Here is an 18,626-nt window from a genome sequence, read left to right as displayed (position 1 = left end):
TCGGTGTGCGCCGATCGTGTGCGCCGGTCGGTCACGACCGTTGGTCGTGACGCCGTTGAACCATCACACGTAAATGCGCGTCGGCGCTTCGTCGATGATTGCGTGGGGCACGAACCGGGCGCTGTCGCGGGTGATCCGGCTGTTGTCTTCGCGGATGCCCATGCCACAGGCCTGGTCGCCCACGATCCAGCTGCCGATCAGCGGGTAACCGCCATCGAATGCCGTGAGCGGGTGTGCGGCCTGGCGGATCGCCGGGCCGTTGTAGGGACCTTCGCTCTCCTGCCAGCTGCCGTCGGCCAGGTGCATGGCCACGTTGGCGCCTTCGCGCGAGAACAGCGGCTTGCGCACCCAGCCGGGCGGTAGCGCGCTGCCATCGTCGAACTCGGCCGCCAGCAGGTTCGGGTGGCCTCGGTGCCGCTGCCACAGCAGCGGCAGCACGCCCTTGTTGCTCAGAATCGCCTTCCACGCCGGTTCCAGCAGCTGCACGCCCGAACCCGGCAGCGCCTGGCCGAATGATTCGGTCATCAGGTCTTCCAGCGGGTACAGCTTGAACAGGCTGCCGATCACCGTGTCGTCGAGCGCGGTGAAACGGCCGTCCTCGGACAGCCCGATGTCTTCGATCGCGATCGCCTCGCCCCGCAGCCCGGCCTGGGCCGCGCAGTCGCGCAGGTAAGCCACGGTGCCCTGGTCTTCTTCCGAGGCGCCCACGGCAGTGAAGTACAGCGGCGGCGGCAACTGCGCCGACAGCTGCCCGAAGCGCTCGACCAGTGCCTCATGGATGGCGTTGAACTGGTCGGCCTGCGGCGGCAGGCGGTTCTGGTTGCGCTGGTCTTCCAGCCACTGCCATTGGAAGAACGACGCCTCGAACAGCGAGGTCGGTGTGTCGTAATTGAGCTCGTAGAGCTTGGCCGGGTCGGTGCCGTCATAGGCGAAGTCCAGCCGGCCGTACAGGTGAGGCTCGCCCCGGCGCCAGCTGTTGGCGATCCAGTCGCGGAACGCGGGCGGAATCGCCAGCTGGTCCATCAGCTGTTCGCTGCGCACCACCTCGTCCACCAGCTCCATCGCCATCGCGTGCAGCTCGGCGCTGGGGTCTTCGATGTCCTGCTCGATCTGGCGCAGGGTGAAGGCGTAGTACGCGGTTTCATCCCAGTACGGCAGGCCATCGATGGTGTGGAAGCGGAAACCGGACTCGGCAGCACGAGCGCGCCACTCGCTGCGCTCGTCGATTCGCACACGCTTCATTGCATCAACCGCCGTAGCTGCTGCGGCTGCTGCTGGTGTTGCCGAAGCCACCGCGGCTGGCGGTCACCGCGCGGTTGGGGGTGCTGGTGACCGGGGCCAGGCCGGCCTTGCCCGCGCCGATGCCGCTGGCGGTGTTGAGCCCACCGGTGCCGCCCGGGGCCGGGCGCGCCCAACCCTTGGCCTTGTCCTGGTAGGCCGGGCTTGCGGCCGGGGCCTGCGCCAGGCCGGCGCCGCGGTTGCTGAGCATCTGGGACATGAAGAAGCCCATCATCATCGGGCCGATGAACGAGTGGCCGGTGGAGGTCTTCTGTTCCACGCACTGCTCGGCGTTGTACTCGGCTTCGCATTCGGCACGCGAGGCGTACTTGGGGGCGGCGTCTGCGGACTGCTTCTGCGCTTCGGCAAAGGCCGTACGGCACGCGGACGGGTCGCCGGTGGCGTCGGTACAGGCCTGCACCGAGGTGTACAGCCCCTCCTGCACCTGCACCGCCTCATCCTTCTGGCAGGCGGTAAACAGCAGCGGCGCAGCGCTCATCAGCAGCAGTGCGGTGGTCCTGGAACGTTTCATGGCGTCGTGCCCCCTTTTACGGTCATCGCCTCAATCATGCCTGATTGCCGCCAACAACCAAAACCGGCAAAGTGAAAAAGATGAACGCCGTTTCAGGATTGCCCGCGCCGACGGTTGCAACAGCAACCGGAATTTTTGGGCAGAATCGAGTGGCAACGCGCCCCCACGGCCCGCCAGATCCTGCCAGCCCCCATGCCTGAATACCGCTCCCGCACCTCCACCGCCGGCCGCAACATGGCCGGCGCCCGCGCCCTGTGGCGTGCCACCGGGATGACCGATGCCGACTTCCACAAGCCGATCGTCGCCATCGCCAATTCATTTACCCAGTTCGTGCCGGGCCACGTGCACCTCAAAGACCTGGGCCAGCTGGTGGCGCGGGAGATCGAACAGGTCGGCGGCGTGGCCAAGGAGTTCAACACCATCGCGGTGGATGACGGCATCGCCATGGGCCACGACGGCATGCTGTATTCCCTGCCCAGCCGCGAGATCATCGCCGACTCGGTGGAGTACATGGTCAACGCGCACTGCGCCGATGCGCTGGTGTGCATTTCCAACTGCGACAAGATCACCCCCGGGATGCTGATGGCCGCGCTGCGGCTGAACATCCCGGTGGTGTTCGTCTCCGGGGGGCCGATGGAAGCGGGCAAGACCCGGCTGGCCGAGCACAAGCTGGACCTGGTGGATGCGATGGTGATCGCCGCCGATGCCAGCGCCTCCGATGAAAAGGTGGCCGAGTACGAGCGCAGCGCCTGCCCCACCTGCGGGTCGTGCTCGGGCATGTTCACCGCCAACTCGATGAACTGCCTGACCGAGGCGTTGGGGCTGTCGCTGCCGGGCAACGGCTCGACCCTGGCCACCCACGCCGACCGCGAGCAGCTGTTCCGCCGTGCTGGCCGGCTGGTGGTGGAGCTGTGCCACCGCTGGTATGGCGGCGAAGATGCCACGGCGCTGCCGCGCGGCATCGCCACCCATGCCGCGTTCGAGAACGCGATGACGCTGGATATCGCCATGGGCGGTTCCACCAACACGATCCTGCACCTGCTGGCCGCCGCGCAGGAAGCCGAAGTGGACTTCGACCTGCATGCGATCGATGCGCTGTCGCGACGCGTGCCGCAGCTGTGCAAGGTGGCGCCGAACACGCCCAGGTACCACATGGAGGACGTGCACCGCGCCGGTGGCGTGTTCGCGATCCTCGGGTCGCTGGCACGCGGCGGACTGCTGCATACCGAGGTACCCACCGTGCACAGCCGCACCCTGGCCGACGCGATTGCGCGCTGGGATGTGGCGGTGACCGACGATGCGGGGGTGCACGAATTCTTCAGTGCCGGCCCGGCCGGCATTCCCACCCAGGTGGCTTTCAGCCAGGCCACGCGTTGGCCGTCACTGGACCTGGATCGCGCCGAGGGCTGCATCCGCGATGTGGCGCACGCGTACTCGGCCGAAGGTGGGCTGGCGGTGCTGCGGGGCAACCTGGCCGAGGATGGCTGCGTGGTGAAGACCGCCGGCGTGGATGAGTCCATCCATGTATTCGAGGGCACTGCGAAGGTGTTCGAAAGCCAGGACGCGGCCGTGCAGGGCATCCTGGCCGATGAAGTGGGCGCGGGCGATGTGGTGGTGATCCGCTATGAGGGCCCGCGCGGTGGGCCGGGCATGCAGGAAATGCTGTACCCGACCAGTTACCTGAAATCGAAGGGGCTGGGCAAACAGTGTGCGCTGCTGACCGATGGACGGTTCTCGGGCGGTACGTCCGGGCTGTCGATCGGGCATGCGTCACCGGAAGCGGCAGCGGGCGGTACGATTGGATTGGTGCGCGATGGCGACCGGATCCGGATCGATATTCCGGCGCGGCGGATTGATGTGCTGGTGGATGCCGCTACGTTGGCGGCGCGCCGTGCGGAGCAGGACGCGTCGGGGTGGAAGCCCCGCGAGGCGCGTCCGCGCAAGGTGACCGGGGCACTCAAGGCCTACGCGTTGTTGGCGACCAGTGCCGACAAGGGCGCGGTGCGGGATCTGAGCAAGGTGTGAGACCGCGCCGACACCGCATGCGTGTCCCACGGGGTGCCCGTCAGCCGATGACCCGCTTGAACGGCGGCAACGCGTCGATGATGCGCTTGCCGTAGCGGCGACTGATCAGGCGCGAGTCGAGGATGATCACGCGGCCGGTGTCGGTGGAAGTGCGGATCAGGCGGCCGGCGAACTGGGTCAGCGTGCGCAACGCGTGCGGGATGGCGATCAGGTTGAAGGCATTCAACCCGCGACTTTCGAACCATTCGCTCAGGGTGGAGGTCTGCGGGTCGGTCGGCACCGCGAACGGTACCTGGGTGATGACCACCGTGGTGCAGGCTTCGCCGGGCAGGTCCAGGCCTTCGCCGAACGAGTTCAGCCCGAACAGCACCGAGCCCTCGCCCGCCGATGTGCGCCGCAGGTGCTCGTCGATCATCTTCTGCTTGGCCGTTTCGCCCTGCACCAGCACCTGCCTGCGCTGCGCTGCCGGCATCAGCTCGGCCACCTTCTCCATCTTCCAGCGCGAGGTGAACAGCACGATGCTGCCCTTGCTCCAGTCCAGTTCCTTGACCAGGTACTTGGCCACTTCCTTCGGGTGCCGCTCGCGGTCGTCCGGGGTGACCGGGAAGTTGGGCACGATCAGCTCGGCCTGGTTGGGCAGGTCGAACGGCGAGGCCAGCGAGACCATCTCCGCTTCGCTGGGAATGCCGTTGTCGATCGCCAGCGCCTGGAAGTCGCCACCGCCGGTGAGCGTGGCCGAGGTCATCACCACCGAATCCACTTCATCCCACAGCAGCTTGCGCAGCACGTTGGCGGCCGACACCGGCGAGCCGTGCAGGATCAGGTCGCCATCGCGCGACAGGGTGACCCAGCGCGCGAACGGCGGCTGGCCGTCCTTGTCTTCGCGGCGCCAGGCGGTCCACAGGTTGTGCTGCTGTTCGATCATCTCCAGCGCCATGCCCAGCGTGCGCTGCAGGCGCTCGCGCGCCGCATCGTCAGGCTTGCCCTTGGCCACCTGGGATAGTGCGGCGTGGGCCCAGTTGAACAGCGCGCGGGTATCGTCGGCCAGCGCTTCGATGTCGGCCATCCAGATGTCCGGCAGGCGTCCGTTCGGCGCGCGCCACATCGGCTCCTGCGCGGTCGGGTCCGGTTGCCAGCTGCGGTCGATCACATCGCGGAACGCGCGCAGCTGCTTGCTGACCCGCGCGGCCACATCGATGGCTTCGTTGGGCAGCAGGTTGCCCAGCTTGTCCTTGTCCACCGCGCGGTAGGCGGCGGCGATCAGGATCTGCAGGCGGCCGGTGCGCTTGGCCATTTCATCCAGGGCCAGGCTGGCCGCGCCCTGATCGATGGCCACGTTGCCGATATGGTGGCCTTCGTCGAGCACCAGCAGCATGTCCGACGGCGGTGCGATCAACGGCTGGCCGTTGTCGCTTTCGCCAATGGACAGGGCCGACAGCAGCAACGCATGGTTGGTCACCACGATCTGCGCATCGCGCACGGTGTTGCGTGCGCGCAGCACCGCGCACTGCGCCGAGTAGGCGCACTTGCGGCCCGCGCAGCCCGAGGCCGGGGTGGTGATGCGCGAGCGCAGCGAGGGGCTGATGGTGTCCGGCGCGTTGTCCAGGTCGCCGTTCCAGCGACCTTCGACGAAATCCCTGCTCAGCTTCTGCGCCAGGTCCATTTCGATCGGCGCCAGCGGGCGGTCGAACAGCGGCTGCTCGTCCTCGAACATGCCTTCCTGCGCGCCATCGCCATGCGCTTCGGCGGCGTTGCGCGTGCACAGGTAACGGGTGCGGCCCTTGGCCAGCGCCACGGTGGCTTCCAGGCCGGTGGCCTTGAGGAAGTTCGGGATGTCGCGCTCGACCAGCTGCGACTGCAGCGCCACGGTGCCGGTGCTGATCACCAGCTTCTTCTTCGTGGCCAGCGCGATCGGCACGCCGGCGGTGAGGTAGCCCAGGCTCTTGCCCACGCCGGTGGGCGCTTCGACCACCCCTACCCCGCCGCTCTGCGACAGCGCACGCGAGACCACGCCGATCATCTGGCTCTGCGAACGCCGCGTGCTGAAGCCGGGGGTATTGGCCTGCAGCTTGGCGTAGGCATCGCGGATGACGGTCTTGAGCTCGTCGTTCAGCGCACGCGGGGCTTCAACTTTTTCGGTCACGCCGGGGAGGTCCTGCCTGGATCAGGCGGGTATTTTCTCATGCCCGGGGCCCGCGGCCGGCGCGGATTTTTCCGCGCCGGTTCAGTTCCGTGACCGGGGTCGCCCGCTCAGGCGGCCGGGGCGGTGCGGTTGCGCAGCGCGCGGGTCATCGCCCACACCAGCAGCACCGTGCCCAGCGCCTCCACCAGGCCGATGAGGAAGTGGCCGCCGCGCAGCAGCCACGACAGCATCTGCACGTTGCCGTACTCGCCGCGCTGGACCAGCCAGGTCGGCACGATGTTGAGCGCCAACCCGGCCAGGCTGGCCAGCAGCAGCAGGGCCAACGACCACAGCGCCACACTGCGGATGGTGCCGCGCGGGGCATCCACCACCCACACCAGCGACACCGCCAGCGCGATCAGCACTGGCAGGCGCAGCGCGGCCATGCCCAGCAGGCTGAGCAGCAGGTCCATGTTCACGCGTCACCCGCCAGCGCGTTCTTCGCGCGCAGCTCGGCGTAGACCGGATCGGTTTCCGGGCGCACTTCGTGCCACTGCTGGAAGCTGGTGGCAGCCTGCTCGACCAGCATGCCAAGGCCGTCGACCATGTTGCGGCACTGCGCGGCGCGGGCCCAGGCCAGGAACGCGAAGGAGGCCTCGCCATAGTTCAGGTCCACGGCGGTGGTCATGCTGTTGACCAGTGACAGCGGCAGCTTGAACTCTTCATTGCGGTCACGGCCCGCGGACGTGGCGTTGACGATCAGCTCGAAGTCGCCGAGTTCGTCCATGCGTTCCCAGTACTGCGTCAGCACGCGGCCGGGCTCGCCGATCGCATCGCTCAGCTCATCGGCGCGTTGCGGGGTACGGTTGACCACCACCAGTTCACGGATGCCGGCGTCCAGCAGCGCCGGCGCCACGCTGCGCGCCGAGCCACCGGCACCCAGCAGCAGCACGCGGCGGCCGCGCAGGTCCAGGCTGTGGCGGTCGGTGAGGTCGCGCACCAGGCCCACGCCATCGGTGGTGTCGCCGTGCCAGCCATCACCTTTGCGCAGCAGCGTGTTGACCGATCTGGCCAGCATCGCGCGGGAAGTAAAGGTCTTGCACAGCCCGAAGGCGATTTCCTTCAGCGGCGCGGTGACGTTGGCGCCGACGCCACCTTCCTCCGCAAACCTCTCGAGCTCGGCCGGAAAGTCGGCCGGTGCCGCTTCAATGGCGCGGTAATCCAGCGCGATGCCTTCCTGGCGGGCGAACGCGGCATGGATGTGCGGCGACTGCGAGTGGGCGATGGGCTGGCCGAATACAGCGTAACGGGCGGTCATGGGTGTCTTAAACTCCGGGCCTGGATTGAAACGCAAACCCCAATGGAAGCGACTATGCGCACTCCCTTGTCTCTGCTCGCGCTGAGCCTGAGTTTACTCTCCGCACCGGGCGCGATGGCGCTTTCCGAGTTCGGCATCGAAGGCATGGGGGTGGTGTCGACCAAGGCCAACGAGGCGCAGGCGACCATCGCGCCGGATGGCAAGCGCATCATCTGGGCCAGCGATCGGCCCGGCGGGACCGGCGGCTGGGACCTGTGGCAGGCCACCCTGCGCGACGGGCGCTGGCAGGACCCGGCGCCGCTGGCGTTCAACACCGCCGGGGATGACGTGGACCCGTTCTTCAGCCACGACGGGGCCTGGCTGTACTTCGCCTCCAACGGCGGCAGCGGGAGCGGTGGGTTCGACCTGTACGGGGTGATGATCCGCGAGGACGGCAGCTTCGGCACCGTGCTGACGATGCCGGTAACGGTCAACACGGCCGCCGATGAGCGCCGCCCGGCGGTGCGGCCGGATGGGCAGGTGCTGCTGTTTGGCCGAAATGGGAAAGGGACCCAGGGTGGGTTCGATCTCTACGTGGCGACCGCGCAGGGACGCGGGTTCAACACCGCGACACCGCTGCCGGCGCCGCTCAACAGTGCGGCCGATGAGCTGGGCGGCGACTGGCTGGGCAATGGCGGGGCGCTGGCGCTGACCCGGGTGGCGGGCGGCCATTCGCAGGTGTGGGTGGTGGGCTGCGACTACCGCAAGCCGGCCGAACCGCTGGGGTTGTCGTTCAATACCGCCGACGGGCAGACCGGCGCGCCGGTGGTGGATGCGTCCAAGCCCAGCGAGATGGTGGTGGCCGGGCAGGCGAAGTCGCCAAGGGCCGGCGGGTTGGATCTGTACAGGTTGCGCACACCCGCGGTGGCTGGCTGCCGGTAGGGTCGCATCCCTATCGACCGCCGATGATGTTGGTCACCGCGGTAGGGCATGACCTGTGACGGAGAAGCGTCTCCGGCGAAGGTCATGCGTCCCAGCGCCGATCAACCTCATCGGCAGTCGTTTGGGAACCGACCCTACAACTCGCGCAGCAGTGCGGCGCGCTGCTGTTCGTACTCGGCTTCGCTGATCTCGCCGTGGTCCTTGCGCTGGTTCAGCGCGGCCAGCTGCGCCTGCACGGCTACCGGCAGGTTGGCTTCGCGCGCCAGCCGCGCGGCGGCCGAGGGTTGCTCGGGCGCGCGGCGGGCGGCGCGCAGCACGCCGCGGATGACCAGGCCGATCACCACCGCGAACACCAGCACGCCGGTGCCCCACGTCAGCCACTGCACCCATCCCATCGTCTGCATCACCCTGCTCCTGTCTGCGTGTCGATGCGTATTGTCAGCGTTCGCGCAGCCAACGAGCCACCTGCGGCGCGAAATAGGTCAGCACGCCATCGGCACCGGCCCGCTTGAAGCCGATCAGTGATTCCAACACACAGGCGCGTTCGTCCAGCCAGCCATTGGCGAACGCGGCTTTCATCATCGCGTACTCGCCACTGACCTGGTACGCGAACGTCGGCACGCCGAACTGCTGCTTCACCCGGCGCACCAGATCCAGGTAGGGCATGCCCGGCTTGACCATCACCATGTCCGCGCCCTCTTCGAGGTCCAGCGCGATTTCGCGCATGGCCTCGTCGCCGTTGGCCGGGTCCATCTGGTAGGTCTTCTTGTCGGCCTTGCCCAGGCTGGCCGAGCTGCCCACCGCGTCGCGGAACGGGCCGTAGAACGCCGACGCGTACTTGGCCGAATAGGCCATGATGCGCACGTTGACGTGGCTGTGGGCATCCAGCGCGCGGCGAATGGCGCCGATGCGGCCGTCCATCATGTCCGACGGCGAGACGATGTCCACGCCCGCTTCGGCGTGCGACAGCGACTGCCGGACCAGCGCCTGCACGGTGATGTCGTTGAGCACGTAGCCCTTGTCATCGATGATCCCGTCCTGGCCGTGGGTGGTGTACGGGTCCAGCGCCACATCGGTCATCACGCCCAGTTCCGGGAAGCGCGACTTCAACGCGCGGATCGCCCGCTGCGCCAGCCCGTTCTCGTCCCACGCGGCGGCCGCATCCAGGCTCTTGCCGGCCGGGTCGATCACCGGGAACAGGTCGATCACCGGAATGCCCAGTTCCAGGGCTTCCTCGGCCACTTTCAGCAGCTCCTCGATCGACAGCCGCTCCACGCCCGGCATCGACGCCACCGGGGCGCGCCCGGCCAGCTCGTGGACGAACACCGGGTAGATCAGGTCGTCGGTGGTCAGCGTGTTCTCGCGCATCAGCCGGCGCGAGAACTCGTCGTGGCGCATGCGGCGGGGGCGATAGTCGGGGTGGGCCATGGAATGCTCCGGGCAGTGTCGGGTTACTGCAGCAGGTAACGCTGCGGTTGCAGGGGGTCCGGCAGCGGGCGCACGCCCAGGCTGTCGAGCAGGTCGATTTCGATGGTGCGGACCATCGCATCCAGCGGCAGGTCGTTGGGTTCCAGCCCGAACGGCTCTTCCATTTCCTCGCCCAGCTGGTCCAGGCCGAAGAAGGCATAGGCCAGCACCGCCGAGACCACCGGGGTGGCCCAGCCCAGCGAACTGGCCAGGCCGAACGGCAGCAGCACGCAGAACATCCACGCGCAGCGGTGCAGCAGCAGGGTGTAGGCAAACGGCAACGGGGTCAGCAGGATGCGTTCGCAGCCGGCCTGGATGCTGGACAGCGCATGCAGGCGGGTTTCGAACTGGGCATACAGGATGCTGTCGATCTCACCGGCGCGCAGCGCGTCGGTGGTTTCCACCGCGATCATCGCCAGCAGCTGGTCCGGCACGTTCTGGCGTTGCGCGTAACGCCCGCGGTCGGCCTCGGTTACCCAGGGCAGCCCCGCCAGCGCGGCGTCCTGTCCGCGCAGGCGGGCGGCCAGTGCATGCGCGAAGGCAATGGCCAGGCGGCAGATGCGGTCTGCGCGCAGCTGCTGTGCGGACAGCAGCGTGCTGCACAGACGCGCCAGGCTGCGCGATTCGTAGATGAGCTGGCCCCACAGCTTGCGCCCTTCCCACCAGCGGTCGAAGCAGGCGTTGTTGCGGAAGCTCAGGAAGATGGACAGCACCAGGCCCAACAGGGTGAACGGCGCGACCGAGACACGCTCGATGCCCGGCGGGTGGGCCAGTTCGGCGAAGGTGGCCACCGCGACGGCCAGCACGAAGATGGCGGCCACCTTGGGCGCAATGGCAGGCACGATGGAGCCGCGCAGGATGTACAGCAGCTGCCAGCCGTGGGGGCGGGGACGAATGATCATGGGGCGGTCATTCTACGCCCTTGCCCGCGACATCCCGGCCGGTGCGACCGAGCGTCGCAGTCAGATGATCCCGCCGCCAATGGACAGGCGCACGATGCCCACCACCACCACGACCGCGTTGAGCAGCAGGCCGGTCCACGCGCGGCCCCGTTTGGTCGGGTGGGTGAACAGGATGCCCAGCGCGCCGATGACCGCACCGACCGCGGCAAACGGGATCAGGAACCAGTTGCCCCAGCCCAGCAGCGGGATCAGGGCCAGGACCATCCACAACAGGGCCACTACGCCCCACAACAAACTGATCAGTCCCATGCCCCGCTCCCCGCGCTGAAAATGCTGGCCGCAGCGTAGCGACAGCCGCGCCAGTGGCGCGTGACGGCGGCGGCAAGAACGGGATGCGGCAAGCTCACCCCGGCGGTGTTAACGTTCGCCAGAACGGGGTTGGCGCCGATTCAGTGGCCGGCCCGGATGATCCAGGCGCAGGCCGACCAGGCCGAACAAGGGTGAACCCATGAACATTCGACTCCTTCCGCTGCTCGGTGTGCTGCTGGCCGTGACCGGCTGCGCCAGCACCTCCAGGGTGATGCTGGGCCAGACCCGTGCGCCTACCGACCCGGCACTGGTACAGATCTACTCCACACCACCGCCGGGTTCGATTGAAATCGCCCAGCTGGAGTCGACCAGCGCCGCAGGCTTCGGCACGCAGGGCCAGACCGATGCGGCGGTGATGCGGCTGAAGAAGGAAGCCGCCGCGCTCGGCGCCAACGGGGTGATCCTGATGGGCGTGGAGTCCAGCAGCTCGGGGGGCGGCCTGTCGGTGGGCGGCGGCAGCTACGGCTCGCACAGTGGCGGCGGCGTGGGCATCGGCATTCCGACCACGCAGAAGCGCGCGGCCGGGGTGGCCATCTGGGTTCCGAATCCGCCGCCGGCGGAGCGGTTGCCGGTGCAGACCATTAAACCGGCGCGGTGAAAGCGGGTCACGACCAACGGTCGTGACCTACCAAAGCGCCCATGTTCCGCCGGGGCGTGCATACGAACTAGGTGGGTAGGCCACGACCGTTGGTCGTGGCCCATGCGGAGGTGATTACTTCGCCTTGTACCGCGGGATGAACACCTCATTGACCGCCTTGGCCAGCTGGTCCGGCGGCAGCAGGCCCTGATCGAGCAGGAAGTTGTTGAACGCCAGCCGGTCGAACTTGTCGCCCAGGGCCAGCTCGGTCTGCATGCGCAGTTCCAGGATCCGGGTGTAGCCGTAGAAGTAGCTGCCCGCCTGGCCCGGCGACCGCACCATGTAACGGTCCAGTTCCTGGGTGGCCATCGCCTGCGACAGGCCCACTTCGTCGATCAGAACGCGCTCAGCCTTGGCCCGATCGATCAGGCCCAGGTTGAGCATCGGATCAAGCATCGCGCGCGCGGCACGCAGCAGGCGGAACTGCAGGGCGATCAGCTGCCCGTCCAAGGGCTCGTACGGCACCATTTCGGCTTCTGCATACAGCGCCCAGCCTTCCACGTTGACCGAATTGAACGCGAACATCGTGCGCGCCAGCGACACGCCGCGCTCCACCATCGCGGTGAACTGCAGCTCATGCCCCGGGCGGCCTTCGTGCGCGCTCAGCGTCCACGCGGCCGAGCCGAAGTTGAAGTCGTCGTACTGCGCGGCCTTGTCGCCGGCGGCCGGGTTGCCCAGCGGCAGCACGAAGGTGCCCTGCTGGCCGGTGTTGCCCACCAGCGGCGCCGGCAGGAAGTGCGGAGCCGGCGAGGCCGCGCTTTCAGCGGCCGAGCCCAGCCGCATCTGCATCGGGCGCTGCGGCACGTCCACGATCTTCTGGGCGCGGATGATCGGGTCGATCGCATCGATCACGCCACGGTAGTGGTGCTCGAGCTGGTCGTCGGCGATCTTGTCGCCCTTCAGCGCGCGGATTACCGCCACCGGGTCGGTCGGGTCGGCCACCTTCAGGCCCTTGGCCTTGACCACCAGCGGCGCCAGCTGGCGCATCGCCGAGCGGGTTTCCATGAACTCCAGCTGCGCCCGCTGCATCAGCAGCTTGGGGTCGATGTCGATGCCCACGCGCTTGAGCTGGAAGGCGTAGAGCGGCTCGGGCAGGCGCGCATCGGCACGTGCCTTGGGCAGTACTTCGCTCTTCGTCCAGTCGCGGTACTCGCGCAGCTGGGTGGCGATGGTCTTCAGCGCCTCGTCGGCGCCGGCGACCTTGTACTTGTCGAACAGCTTTTCAATGCCGGTGATGTAGGTATCGACGTTGGCCAGCGACTGCTCGACCTCGATCTTCGTCGGCTGCAGCAGGGTCTTGTCGGCCAGGCGCTCTTCATAGCGCTGGCGCGACAGTGTGGTGATGGCGGTGCTGCCCGGGGCCAGGCCGGCGTAGGCCTTCAGGCGGTCCAGCGCCTTGGCGCGGCGCTCGGCCGGCACCTGGTCCGACAGCAGCAGGTTGATGCCGCTGAACACCGTCTGCGGGGTGTCGCTCCACGGCAGCAGGTACTTTTCATTGAGTTCGCTGCCTTCGATGTTCTCGCCGGCGGCGGCGATCATGATCGCCAGGTCCTGGCGCACGTTCGGGTCGCGCTCGGTGGCCAGCTTGGCCTTGAGCTGGTCGCGCGCCTTGGCCATCGCGGCGCGGTACCGCTTGGCGTTGTCCGGACCGAAATCGGCCACCTTGTCGTCGTAGCCCGGCACACCGAAGAAGCCGGTCTCTTCCGGCTGGAACGGGCCCTGCGCGTCGAGCAGGATCTGCGCCAGTTCGTTGCTGCGGGTCACCCAGGCCACACTGGCCGGGGCCTTGGTGGCGGCAGGAACGGCAGCGAAGGCCGGCGGCGCACTGAGCGCGGCGGGGACGGAAAGGGCCAACGCGACGGCAAGGGCAAGCGGCTTCATGCAGGACTCCAGTGAGCGGTTGCCTGCGACCCTACGCACTCAGGGGGGCAGCGGCAATCGGCCGGAGGTCATGGCTGCCCCCCCAGCCATGACCCGGCCGACCCGTTACGGCTTCAGGCAGCGACCCAGGAAGTCCTCGGCCAGGCGGTAACGGTGCAATGCGTTGCTGCCGGACAGGCCATGCTTGGCACCCGGGTAGGTCATCAGTTCGAACGGCTGGCCACGTTTCTGCAGCGCGCTCATCAGCGCGGTGGAGTTGGTGAACAGCACGTTGTCGTCGGCCATGCCGTGGATCAGCAGCAGGCGCGAACGCAGGCCGTCGATATGCGCCAGCACGCGCGCCTCTTCATAGCCCTTGGCGTTGCGTGCCGGCAGGTCCATGTAGCGCTCGGTGTAATGGGTGTCGTACAGGCCCCAGTCGGTGACCGGCGCGCCGGCCACGCCGCAGGCGTACTGGTCCGACGCCTTGGCCAGCAGCATCAGGGTCATGTAACCGCCGTTGGACCAGCCCTGCACACCGATGCGCGCCGGGTCGACCCACGGCTGCTGCTTGAGCCATGCCACGCCCTTGAGCTGGTCGGCCACTTCCACCGTGCCCTGCACGCCGTACAGCGCACCGCCAAAATCGCGGCCGCGGCGCGGCGTGCCGCGGTTATCGAGTGAAAACACCACATAGCCCTGCTGGGCCAGGTACTGGTTGAACAGGTGGTCGCCACGACCGGGCCAGCTGTCGGTGACGGTCTGGCTGGCCGGGCCGCCATACACGTACACCACCACCGGGTAGCGCTTGGCCGGATCGAAACCGGCCGGGGTGATCAGGCTGTAATGCAGCGGGGTGCGGCCATCGGCAGCGGTGAGCGTGCCGAAGGTGACCGGGCGCTGCGCGTCCAGGTAGCGTGCGTACGGATGGCTGGGATCGGCCAGGTTGTTTTCCACCAGCGTGGCGATCTTTTCACCATTGGCGCGGTGCAGGGCGATCTGCGGCGGGGTCGTGGTGTTGGACCAGCTGTCCACGTACACGCTGGCATTCTTCGCGAAGCTGGCGCTGTGCATGCCCGGTTCACTGGACAGGCGCTGCAGCGCCCCACCCTGCAGCGGAACAGCGTAGAGCTGGCTTTCGCGCGGGGAATCCACCCCGGCGCGGAAGTAGACCTTGCCGGCGTCTTCGTCCACGGCCAGCAGTTCGTCCACCGGCCAGTTGCCGCTGGTCAACGCGGTCACCGTCTTGCCGTCATCGGACACGCGGTACAGGTGCTGGAACCCGCTGCGTTCGGACGACCACAGGAAGCCGCCCTGCTTGAGGAAATGCAGGCTGTTGTGCAGCGGCACCCACGTTGGCGATGTTTCGGTGACCAGGGTGCGCTGCTTGCCGCTTTCCAGGTCGGCCTGGATCAGTTCCAGGGTCTTCTGGTCGCGCGACTGGCGCTGGAAGGTGAGGTGCTGCGGGTCGCGCCAATCGACGCGGGCCAGGTAGATGTCGGGATTGGAGCCAAGGTCGACCCAGCGCGGCGCGGCATCGGCCCGCGGGGCGATCACGCCCAGCTTGACGGTGACGTTGTGGTCGCCGGCGGCCGGGTAGCGCTGTTCAATCATCTCGGTGCGGTCGGCATACATCTCGTAGCGCTTCTGCACCGGCACCGGCGATTCGTCGATGCGCGCAAACGCGATGGCCGAGTCGTCCGGTGCCCACCAGTACCCGGTGTGGCGGTCCATTTCCTCGTCGGCGACGAATTCGGCCACGCCATTGCCGATGGTCCCGCTGCCATCGCGGGTGAGCTGCAGCTGGCGGCCGCTGGCCAGGTCGATCACCCACAGGTTGCGGTCGCGCACGAAGCTGACGAAGCCGCCCTTCGGCGACAGCTTGGCATCGGTGGCGAAGCCCTCACCGTGGGTGAGCTGGCGCACGGCGGCCTTGCCCTGCTTGTCCAGGTCGTACAGGTAGAGTTCGCCCCCCAGCGGGAACAGCAGCGTGCGCGCGTCCGGCGACCACTGGTAATCGACGATGCCGGTCATGGCGGCAATGCGCTGGCGCTCACGGCGGGCCTTTTCGGCATCGCTCAGGGTTTCATCGCCGGGCAGCACGACCTTGGAATCCACCAGCAGGCGGGTCTGGCCGCTGGCGATGTCGTACGCCCACAGGTCCAACTGGTTGCGGTCGGCCTCCTTGCCGCGCAGGAAGCTCACGCGCGAGCCATCCGGGGCCACCTTGGGCTTCATCAGGGTCGGGCCGGACAGCGGAAGCGGCCCGGTGATGGCATCCAGGGTGAGCTTTTCGGCGTGGACGGCGGTGGTCGAGGCGAGCATGAGGGCGAGCGAGGCAACAAAGTGGCGCATGGAATCTTCCGGCGGCGGCTGGGCGTTCCCGTTCCGGCGGGGCGGTTGGGAGCGGACCATCCTAACCAAAACCGGGAGGCGGGTGCCCGGGGAGGTGCCCGCCCCGGCGATCACCGCTGGCCGAACAGGTGCTTGCGCTCTTCGTCGCTCAGCGGCTTGCCGGCATCCGGGTTGACCTGATGCTTGAGCGCATAGGCCCGCTGGGTCGCCGGGCGCGCGGCAATGGCGTCGTGCCAGCGCTTCAGGTTCGGGAACGCGGCGAAGTCGACCGGCAGCTTGTCGTACGCGCCGATCCACGGGTAGCTGGCCATGTCGGCGATGCTGTAGTCGTCGCCGCCCAGGTACGCGCTGCTGGCCAGGCGCTTGTCCATCACCCCATGCAGGCGGCGCACTTCGTTGCCGTAACGCTCGATGGCATACGGAATCTGCTCGGGTGCATATACATTGAAATGGCCCATCTGGCCGCTCATCGGGCCCAGCCCGGCCATCTGCCAGAACAGCCATTCCAGCACCGCCACCCGGCCGCGGGTATCGGCCGGCAGGAACTTCCCGGTCTTCTCGGCCAGGTACAGCAGGATCGCCCCGGATTCGAACACGCTCTGCGGCGCGCCCCCGTCGGTGGGCTGGTGGTCCACCAGCGCCGGCATCTTGTTGTTGGGGGAGATCGCGAGGAATTCGGGCTTGAACTGGTCACCGCTGCCGATGTTCACCGGCTTGATGGCGTACGGCAGGCCCAGCTCTTCCAGCAGCAGGGTGACTTTGTGGCCGTTCGGGGTTGGCCAGTAATACAGATCGATCATGACGGGGCCCAGCGGTTCAGGAATGCCGAGTCTAGTGCGTCAGTTGGCTTGGCAGGGTCATGAAGGCCCGCTACTCTGCGGCGTCCCCCGCAACGCAGCATTCCAGCATGAGCTCGACCGAAAAGCCCATCAGCCCCCTGTCGTCCCTGATCTTCGCCTCGCGCTGGCTGCAGCTGCCGCTGTACCTGGGCCTGATCCTGGCGCAGTGCGTCTACGTGTTCCTGTTCGGCAAGGAGCTGTGGCACCTGGTCCACAAGGCCAACAGCATGGGCGAGCAGGAAATCATGCTGCTGGTGCTGGGCCTGATCGACGTGGTGATGATCTCCAACCTGCTGGTGATGGTGATCGTGGGTGGCTACGAGACCTTCGTTTCGCGCCTGCGCCTGGAAAACCACCCCGACCAGCCGGAGTGGCTGAGCCACGTCAACGCCAGCGTGCTGAAGGTGAAGCTGGCGCTGTCCATCATCGGCATTTCCTCCATCCACCTGCTCAAGACCTTCATCGGTGCCGGCAACCTGGACGGGCTGCCGGCGTGCAACAGCCCCGCTTACGTCACCGCGGTGCTGGATGCCGTGGCCAAGTACGGCCCGGCCGTCGAAGCCTCGTTCAAGTGCTCCACCATGACCGGCAGCGGCGTGATGTGGCAGACCATCATCCACGCCGCATTCATCCTGTCGGCGATCGGCATTGCCTACACCGACAAGCTGATGGCCCACACCCCGAGCAAGTCGCTGGCGCACTAAGCGCCTGCCCTGCCTGCCCCGGCCCTGCAAAGCAGGGCGCGGGGATGCTAGATTGGGCACCTGCTGCACCGCGCCGGACGCTGGGAAACGTACCGGGGCTTCGGTCGGCCTGACCGCATCAGGCCTTACGTATCGTCGTTCTTCAAAGGGGAGTTGGATGTCGCACGTCAACACGAACGCCAAGGCGCGCCTGCTGGTGCCGCTGACCCTGGTGGTGGCCCTGGCCGCCTGCTCGGGCAAGGACGAAACGGCTCCGGCCACGCCGACCGCACCGGCGGCCACGGCCGCCGCGCCCGCCGCCGCGCCGCCGGCACCGGCGGTTTCGGCCAAGGTCCAGTCGATGGGGACCGAAGAGCTGCGCGACCTGGCCAGCAAGGCCCTGCGCGAAAACCGCATGTACGCCCCGGCCGGCGACAACGCCATGGAGTACTACCTGGCGCTGCGCGAGAAGACCCCGGATGACGCCTCGATCAAGAGCGCGCTGACCGACCTGCTGCCGTACACGCTGATTGCCGCCGAGCAGAGCCTGACCCGCGAGGACTTCACCGAAGGCCAGCGCCTGGTGGCGCTGATCGAAAAGGTGGACGCCACCGCACCGGCGCTGCCGCGCCTGAAGTCGGGCATCACCAACGGCATGCAGACCGCGCTCAAGCGCACCCAGGAAGAGACCGACAAGGTCAAGAAGGACGCTGAGAACAAGGTCAAGCTGCTGGCCGACCAGCAACGCCAGCAGCAGGCCTCCGAAGCCGAAGCGGCCAAGCAGATCGCCGCGCAGCAGGATGCGGCCCGCCGCGAAAGCGAGCGCCAGGACACCGAGCGCCAGGCTGCGGCCCGCCGCGAAGCCGAACAGCGCCAGCAGGCTGCAGCGGCCGCCCAGGCCGCCGCTGCCCGGCAGCCTGCGGCCGCACCGGCCGCTGCCGCCGCCCTGCGCCCGATCAGCACCCCGGCCCCGCGCTACCCGACCGACGCGCTGCGCGCCGGTACCTCGGGCGAGGTACTGGTGGAAATCACCGTGGGTACGGACGGTTCGGTCACCAGCTCGCGGGTGCTGCGCGCCACCCCGGCCCGCGTGTTCGACCGCGAAGCGCTCAACGCGGTCAAGCGCTGGAAATTCGAACCGGTCAGCGCCCCGGTCACCACCCGCCGCACGCTGTCGTTCGCGCCGGGCGGTTGATCCACGGTTGGTGGGCAAAAAAAAGCCCCGGAGCGATCCGGGGTTTTTTGTGGGCGCCGTATCGACCAACGGTCGATACCTACCGGCTGCCGGGACGGTCGGTACCGGCCGGCTGCCGTGGCG

At 67.9% G+C, this 18,626-nt stretch carries 17 protein-coding genes; 5 read left to right on the top strand and 12 right to left on the bottom strand.

All coding sequences use genetic code 11. The features are described from left to right. Positions 1-63 precede the first annotated feature (63 nt). Together ACGFZ3_RS14390 and ACGFZ3_RS14385 are read right to left on the bottom strand one after the other, a co-directional pair. Entirely contained in the window at positions 64-1,242 is a 1,179-nt protein-coding gene (locus ACGFZ3_RS14390; RefSeq protein ID WP_392922443.1) for a glutathionylspermidine synthase family protein, read from the bottom strand. 4 nt (positions 1,243-1,246) lie between these two features. Next, positions 1,247-1,810, bottom strand: a complete 564-nt coding sequence (locus tag ACGFZ3_RS14385; protein WP_392922440.1) for a DUF1190 domain-containing protein — start codon at positions 1,808-1,810, stop codon at positions 1,247-1,249. A 192-nt stretch (positions 1,811-2,002) separates the two neighbouring features. Here ACGFZ3_RS14385 and ilvD point away from each other — a divergent pair, with 192 nt between their 5' ends. Then, positions 2,003-3,835 carry a dihydroxy-acid dehydratase gene (gene ilvD / locus ACGFZ3_RS14380; RefSeq protein WP_392922438.1) on the top strand — a complete coding sequence of 611 codons (1,833 nt, stop codon included), beginning with the start codon at positions 2,003-2,005 and terminating at the stop codon, positions 3,833-3,835. Between the two features lie 40 nt (positions 3,836-3,875). Here ilvD and dinG read toward each other — a convergent pair whose 3' ends face one another. From dinG to aroE, 3 genes are all read right to left on the bottom strand, one after another. Beyond that, positions 3,876-5,978 (bottom strand): ATP-dependent DNA helicase DinG, encoded by a 2,103-nt coding sequence (gene dinG / locus ACGFZ3_RS14375; RefSeq protein ID WP_392922435.1) that lies wholly within the window; start codon positions 5,976-5,978, stop codon positions 3,876-3,878. Between the two features lie 107 nt (positions 5,979-6,085). Next, a complete protein-coding gene (locus ACGFZ3_RS14370; protein ID WP_392922906.1) occupies positions 6,086-6,430 on the bottom strand; it encodes a hypothetical protein in 345 nt (114 codons plus the stop codon). Between the two features lie 2 nt (positions 6,431-6,432). Beyond that, entirely contained in the window at positions 6,433-7,275 is an 843-nt protein-coding gene (gene aroE, locus ACGFZ3_RS14365; RefSeq protein WP_392922432.1) for a shikimate dehydrogenase, read from the bottom strand. Between the two features lie 54 nt (positions 7,276-7,329). On the opposite strand from aroE, the gene ACGFZ3_RS14360 reads away from it, so the two are divergent. Beyond that, the gene (locus ACGFZ3_RS14360; protein ID WP_392922429.1) at positions 7,330-8,196 is read left to right on the top strand and encodes a TolB family protein; all 867 of its coding nucleotides are present in this window, start codon (positions 7,330-7,332) and stop codon (positions 8,194-8,196) included. Positions 8,197-8,330: 134 nt separating this feature from the next. Here ACGFZ3_RS14360 and ACGFZ3_RS14355 read toward each other — a convergent pair whose 3' ends face one another. From ACGFZ3_RS14355 to ACGFZ3_RS14340, 4 genes are read right to left on the bottom strand one after another with little or no spacing between them, the layout of a single operon-like run. Further along, complete coding sequence (locus tag ACGFZ3_RS14355) at positions 8,331-8,600, bottom strand: gas vesicle protein GvpG (RefSeq protein WP_392922426.1); 270 nt, start codon at positions 8,598-8,600, stop codon at positions 8,331-8,333. A gap of 34 nt (positions 8,601-8,634) precedes the next feature. Continuing rightward, positions 8,635-9,624, bottom strand: a complete 990-nt coding sequence (gene hemB, locus ACGFZ3_RS14350; protein WP_392922423.1) for a porphobilinogen synthase — start codon at positions 9,622-9,624, stop codon at positions 8,635-8,637. 23 nt (positions 9,625-9,647) lie between these two features. Continuing rightward, positions 9,648-10,565 (bottom strand): bestrophin family protein, encoded by a 918-nt coding sequence (locus ACGFZ3_RS14345; protein ID WP_392922421.1) that lies wholly within the window; start codon positions 10,563-10,565, stop codon positions 9,648-9,650. Positions 10,566-10,625: 60 nt separating this feature from the next. After that, a complete protein-coding gene (locus tag ACGFZ3_RS14340; RefSeq protein ID WP_392922418.1) occupies positions 10,626-10,874 on the bottom strand; it encodes a hypothetical protein in 249 nt (82 codons plus the stop codon). Positions 10,875-11,073: 199 nt separating this feature from the next. Here ACGFZ3_RS14340 and ACGFZ3_RS14335 point away from each other — a divergent pair, with 199 nt between their 5' ends. Then, the gene (locus ACGFZ3_RS14335) at positions 11,074-11,532 is read left to right on the top strand and encodes a hypothetical protein (protein ID WP_392922415.1); all 459 of its coding nucleotides are present in this window, start codon (positions 11,074-11,076) and stop codon (positions 11,530-11,532) included. Positions 11,533-11,646: 114 nt separating this feature from the next. Here ACGFZ3_RS14335 and ACGFZ3_RS14330 read toward each other — a convergent pair whose 3' ends face one another. From ACGFZ3_RS14330 to ACGFZ3_RS14320, 3 genes are all read right to left on the bottom strand, one after another. Next, a complete protein-coding gene (locus ACGFZ3_RS14330) occupies positions 11,647-13,452 on the bottom strand; it encodes a DUF885 domain-containing protein (RefSeq protein WP_392922412.1) in 1,806 nt (601 codons plus the stop codon). A gap of 105 nt (positions 13,453-13,557) precedes the next feature. After that, positions 13,558-15,786: a DPP IV N-terminal domain-containing protein gene (locus ACGFZ3_RS14325; protein WP_392922409.1), complete on the bottom strand. Its 2,229-nt coding sequence runs from the start codon at positions 15,784-15,786 to the stop codon at positions 13,558-13,560. A 110-nt stretch (positions 15,787-15,896) separates the two neighbouring features. Continuing rightward, positions 15,897-16,586, bottom strand: a complete 690-nt coding sequence (locus ACGFZ3_RS14320) for a glutathione S-transferase N-terminal domain-containing protein (RefSeq protein WP_392922407.1) — start codon at positions 16,584-16,586, stop codon at positions 15,897-15,899. A gap of 107 nt (positions 16,587-16,693) precedes the next feature. On the opposite strand from ACGFZ3_RS14320, the gene ACGFZ3_RS14315 reads away from it, so the two are divergent. Next, positions 16,694-17,329, top strand: a complete 636-nt coding sequence (locus ACGFZ3_RS14315; RefSeq protein ID WP_392922405.1) for a TIGR00645 family protein — start codon at positions 16,694-16,696, stop codon at positions 17,327-17,329. Between the two features lie 157 nt (positions 17,330-17,486). Continuing rightward, a complete protein-coding gene (locus tag ACGFZ3_RS14310; RefSeq protein ID WP_392922403.1) occupies positions 17,487-18,503 on the top strand; it encodes an energy transducer TonB in 1,017 nt (338 codons plus the stop codon). The last annotated feature ends 123 nt before the right edge of the window (positions 18,504-18,626 follow it).

It is taken from the genome of Stenotrophomonas sp. NPDC047960 (assembly GCF_043204395.1).
In the GTDB taxonomy this organism is placed as follows: domain Bacteria; phylum Pseudomonadota; class Gammaproteobacteria; order Xanthomonadales; family Xanthomonadaceae; genus Stenotrophomonas.
Note: the sequence above shows the minus strand (reverse complement) of the source record. Positions and strands in the feature narration are given on the sequence as shown.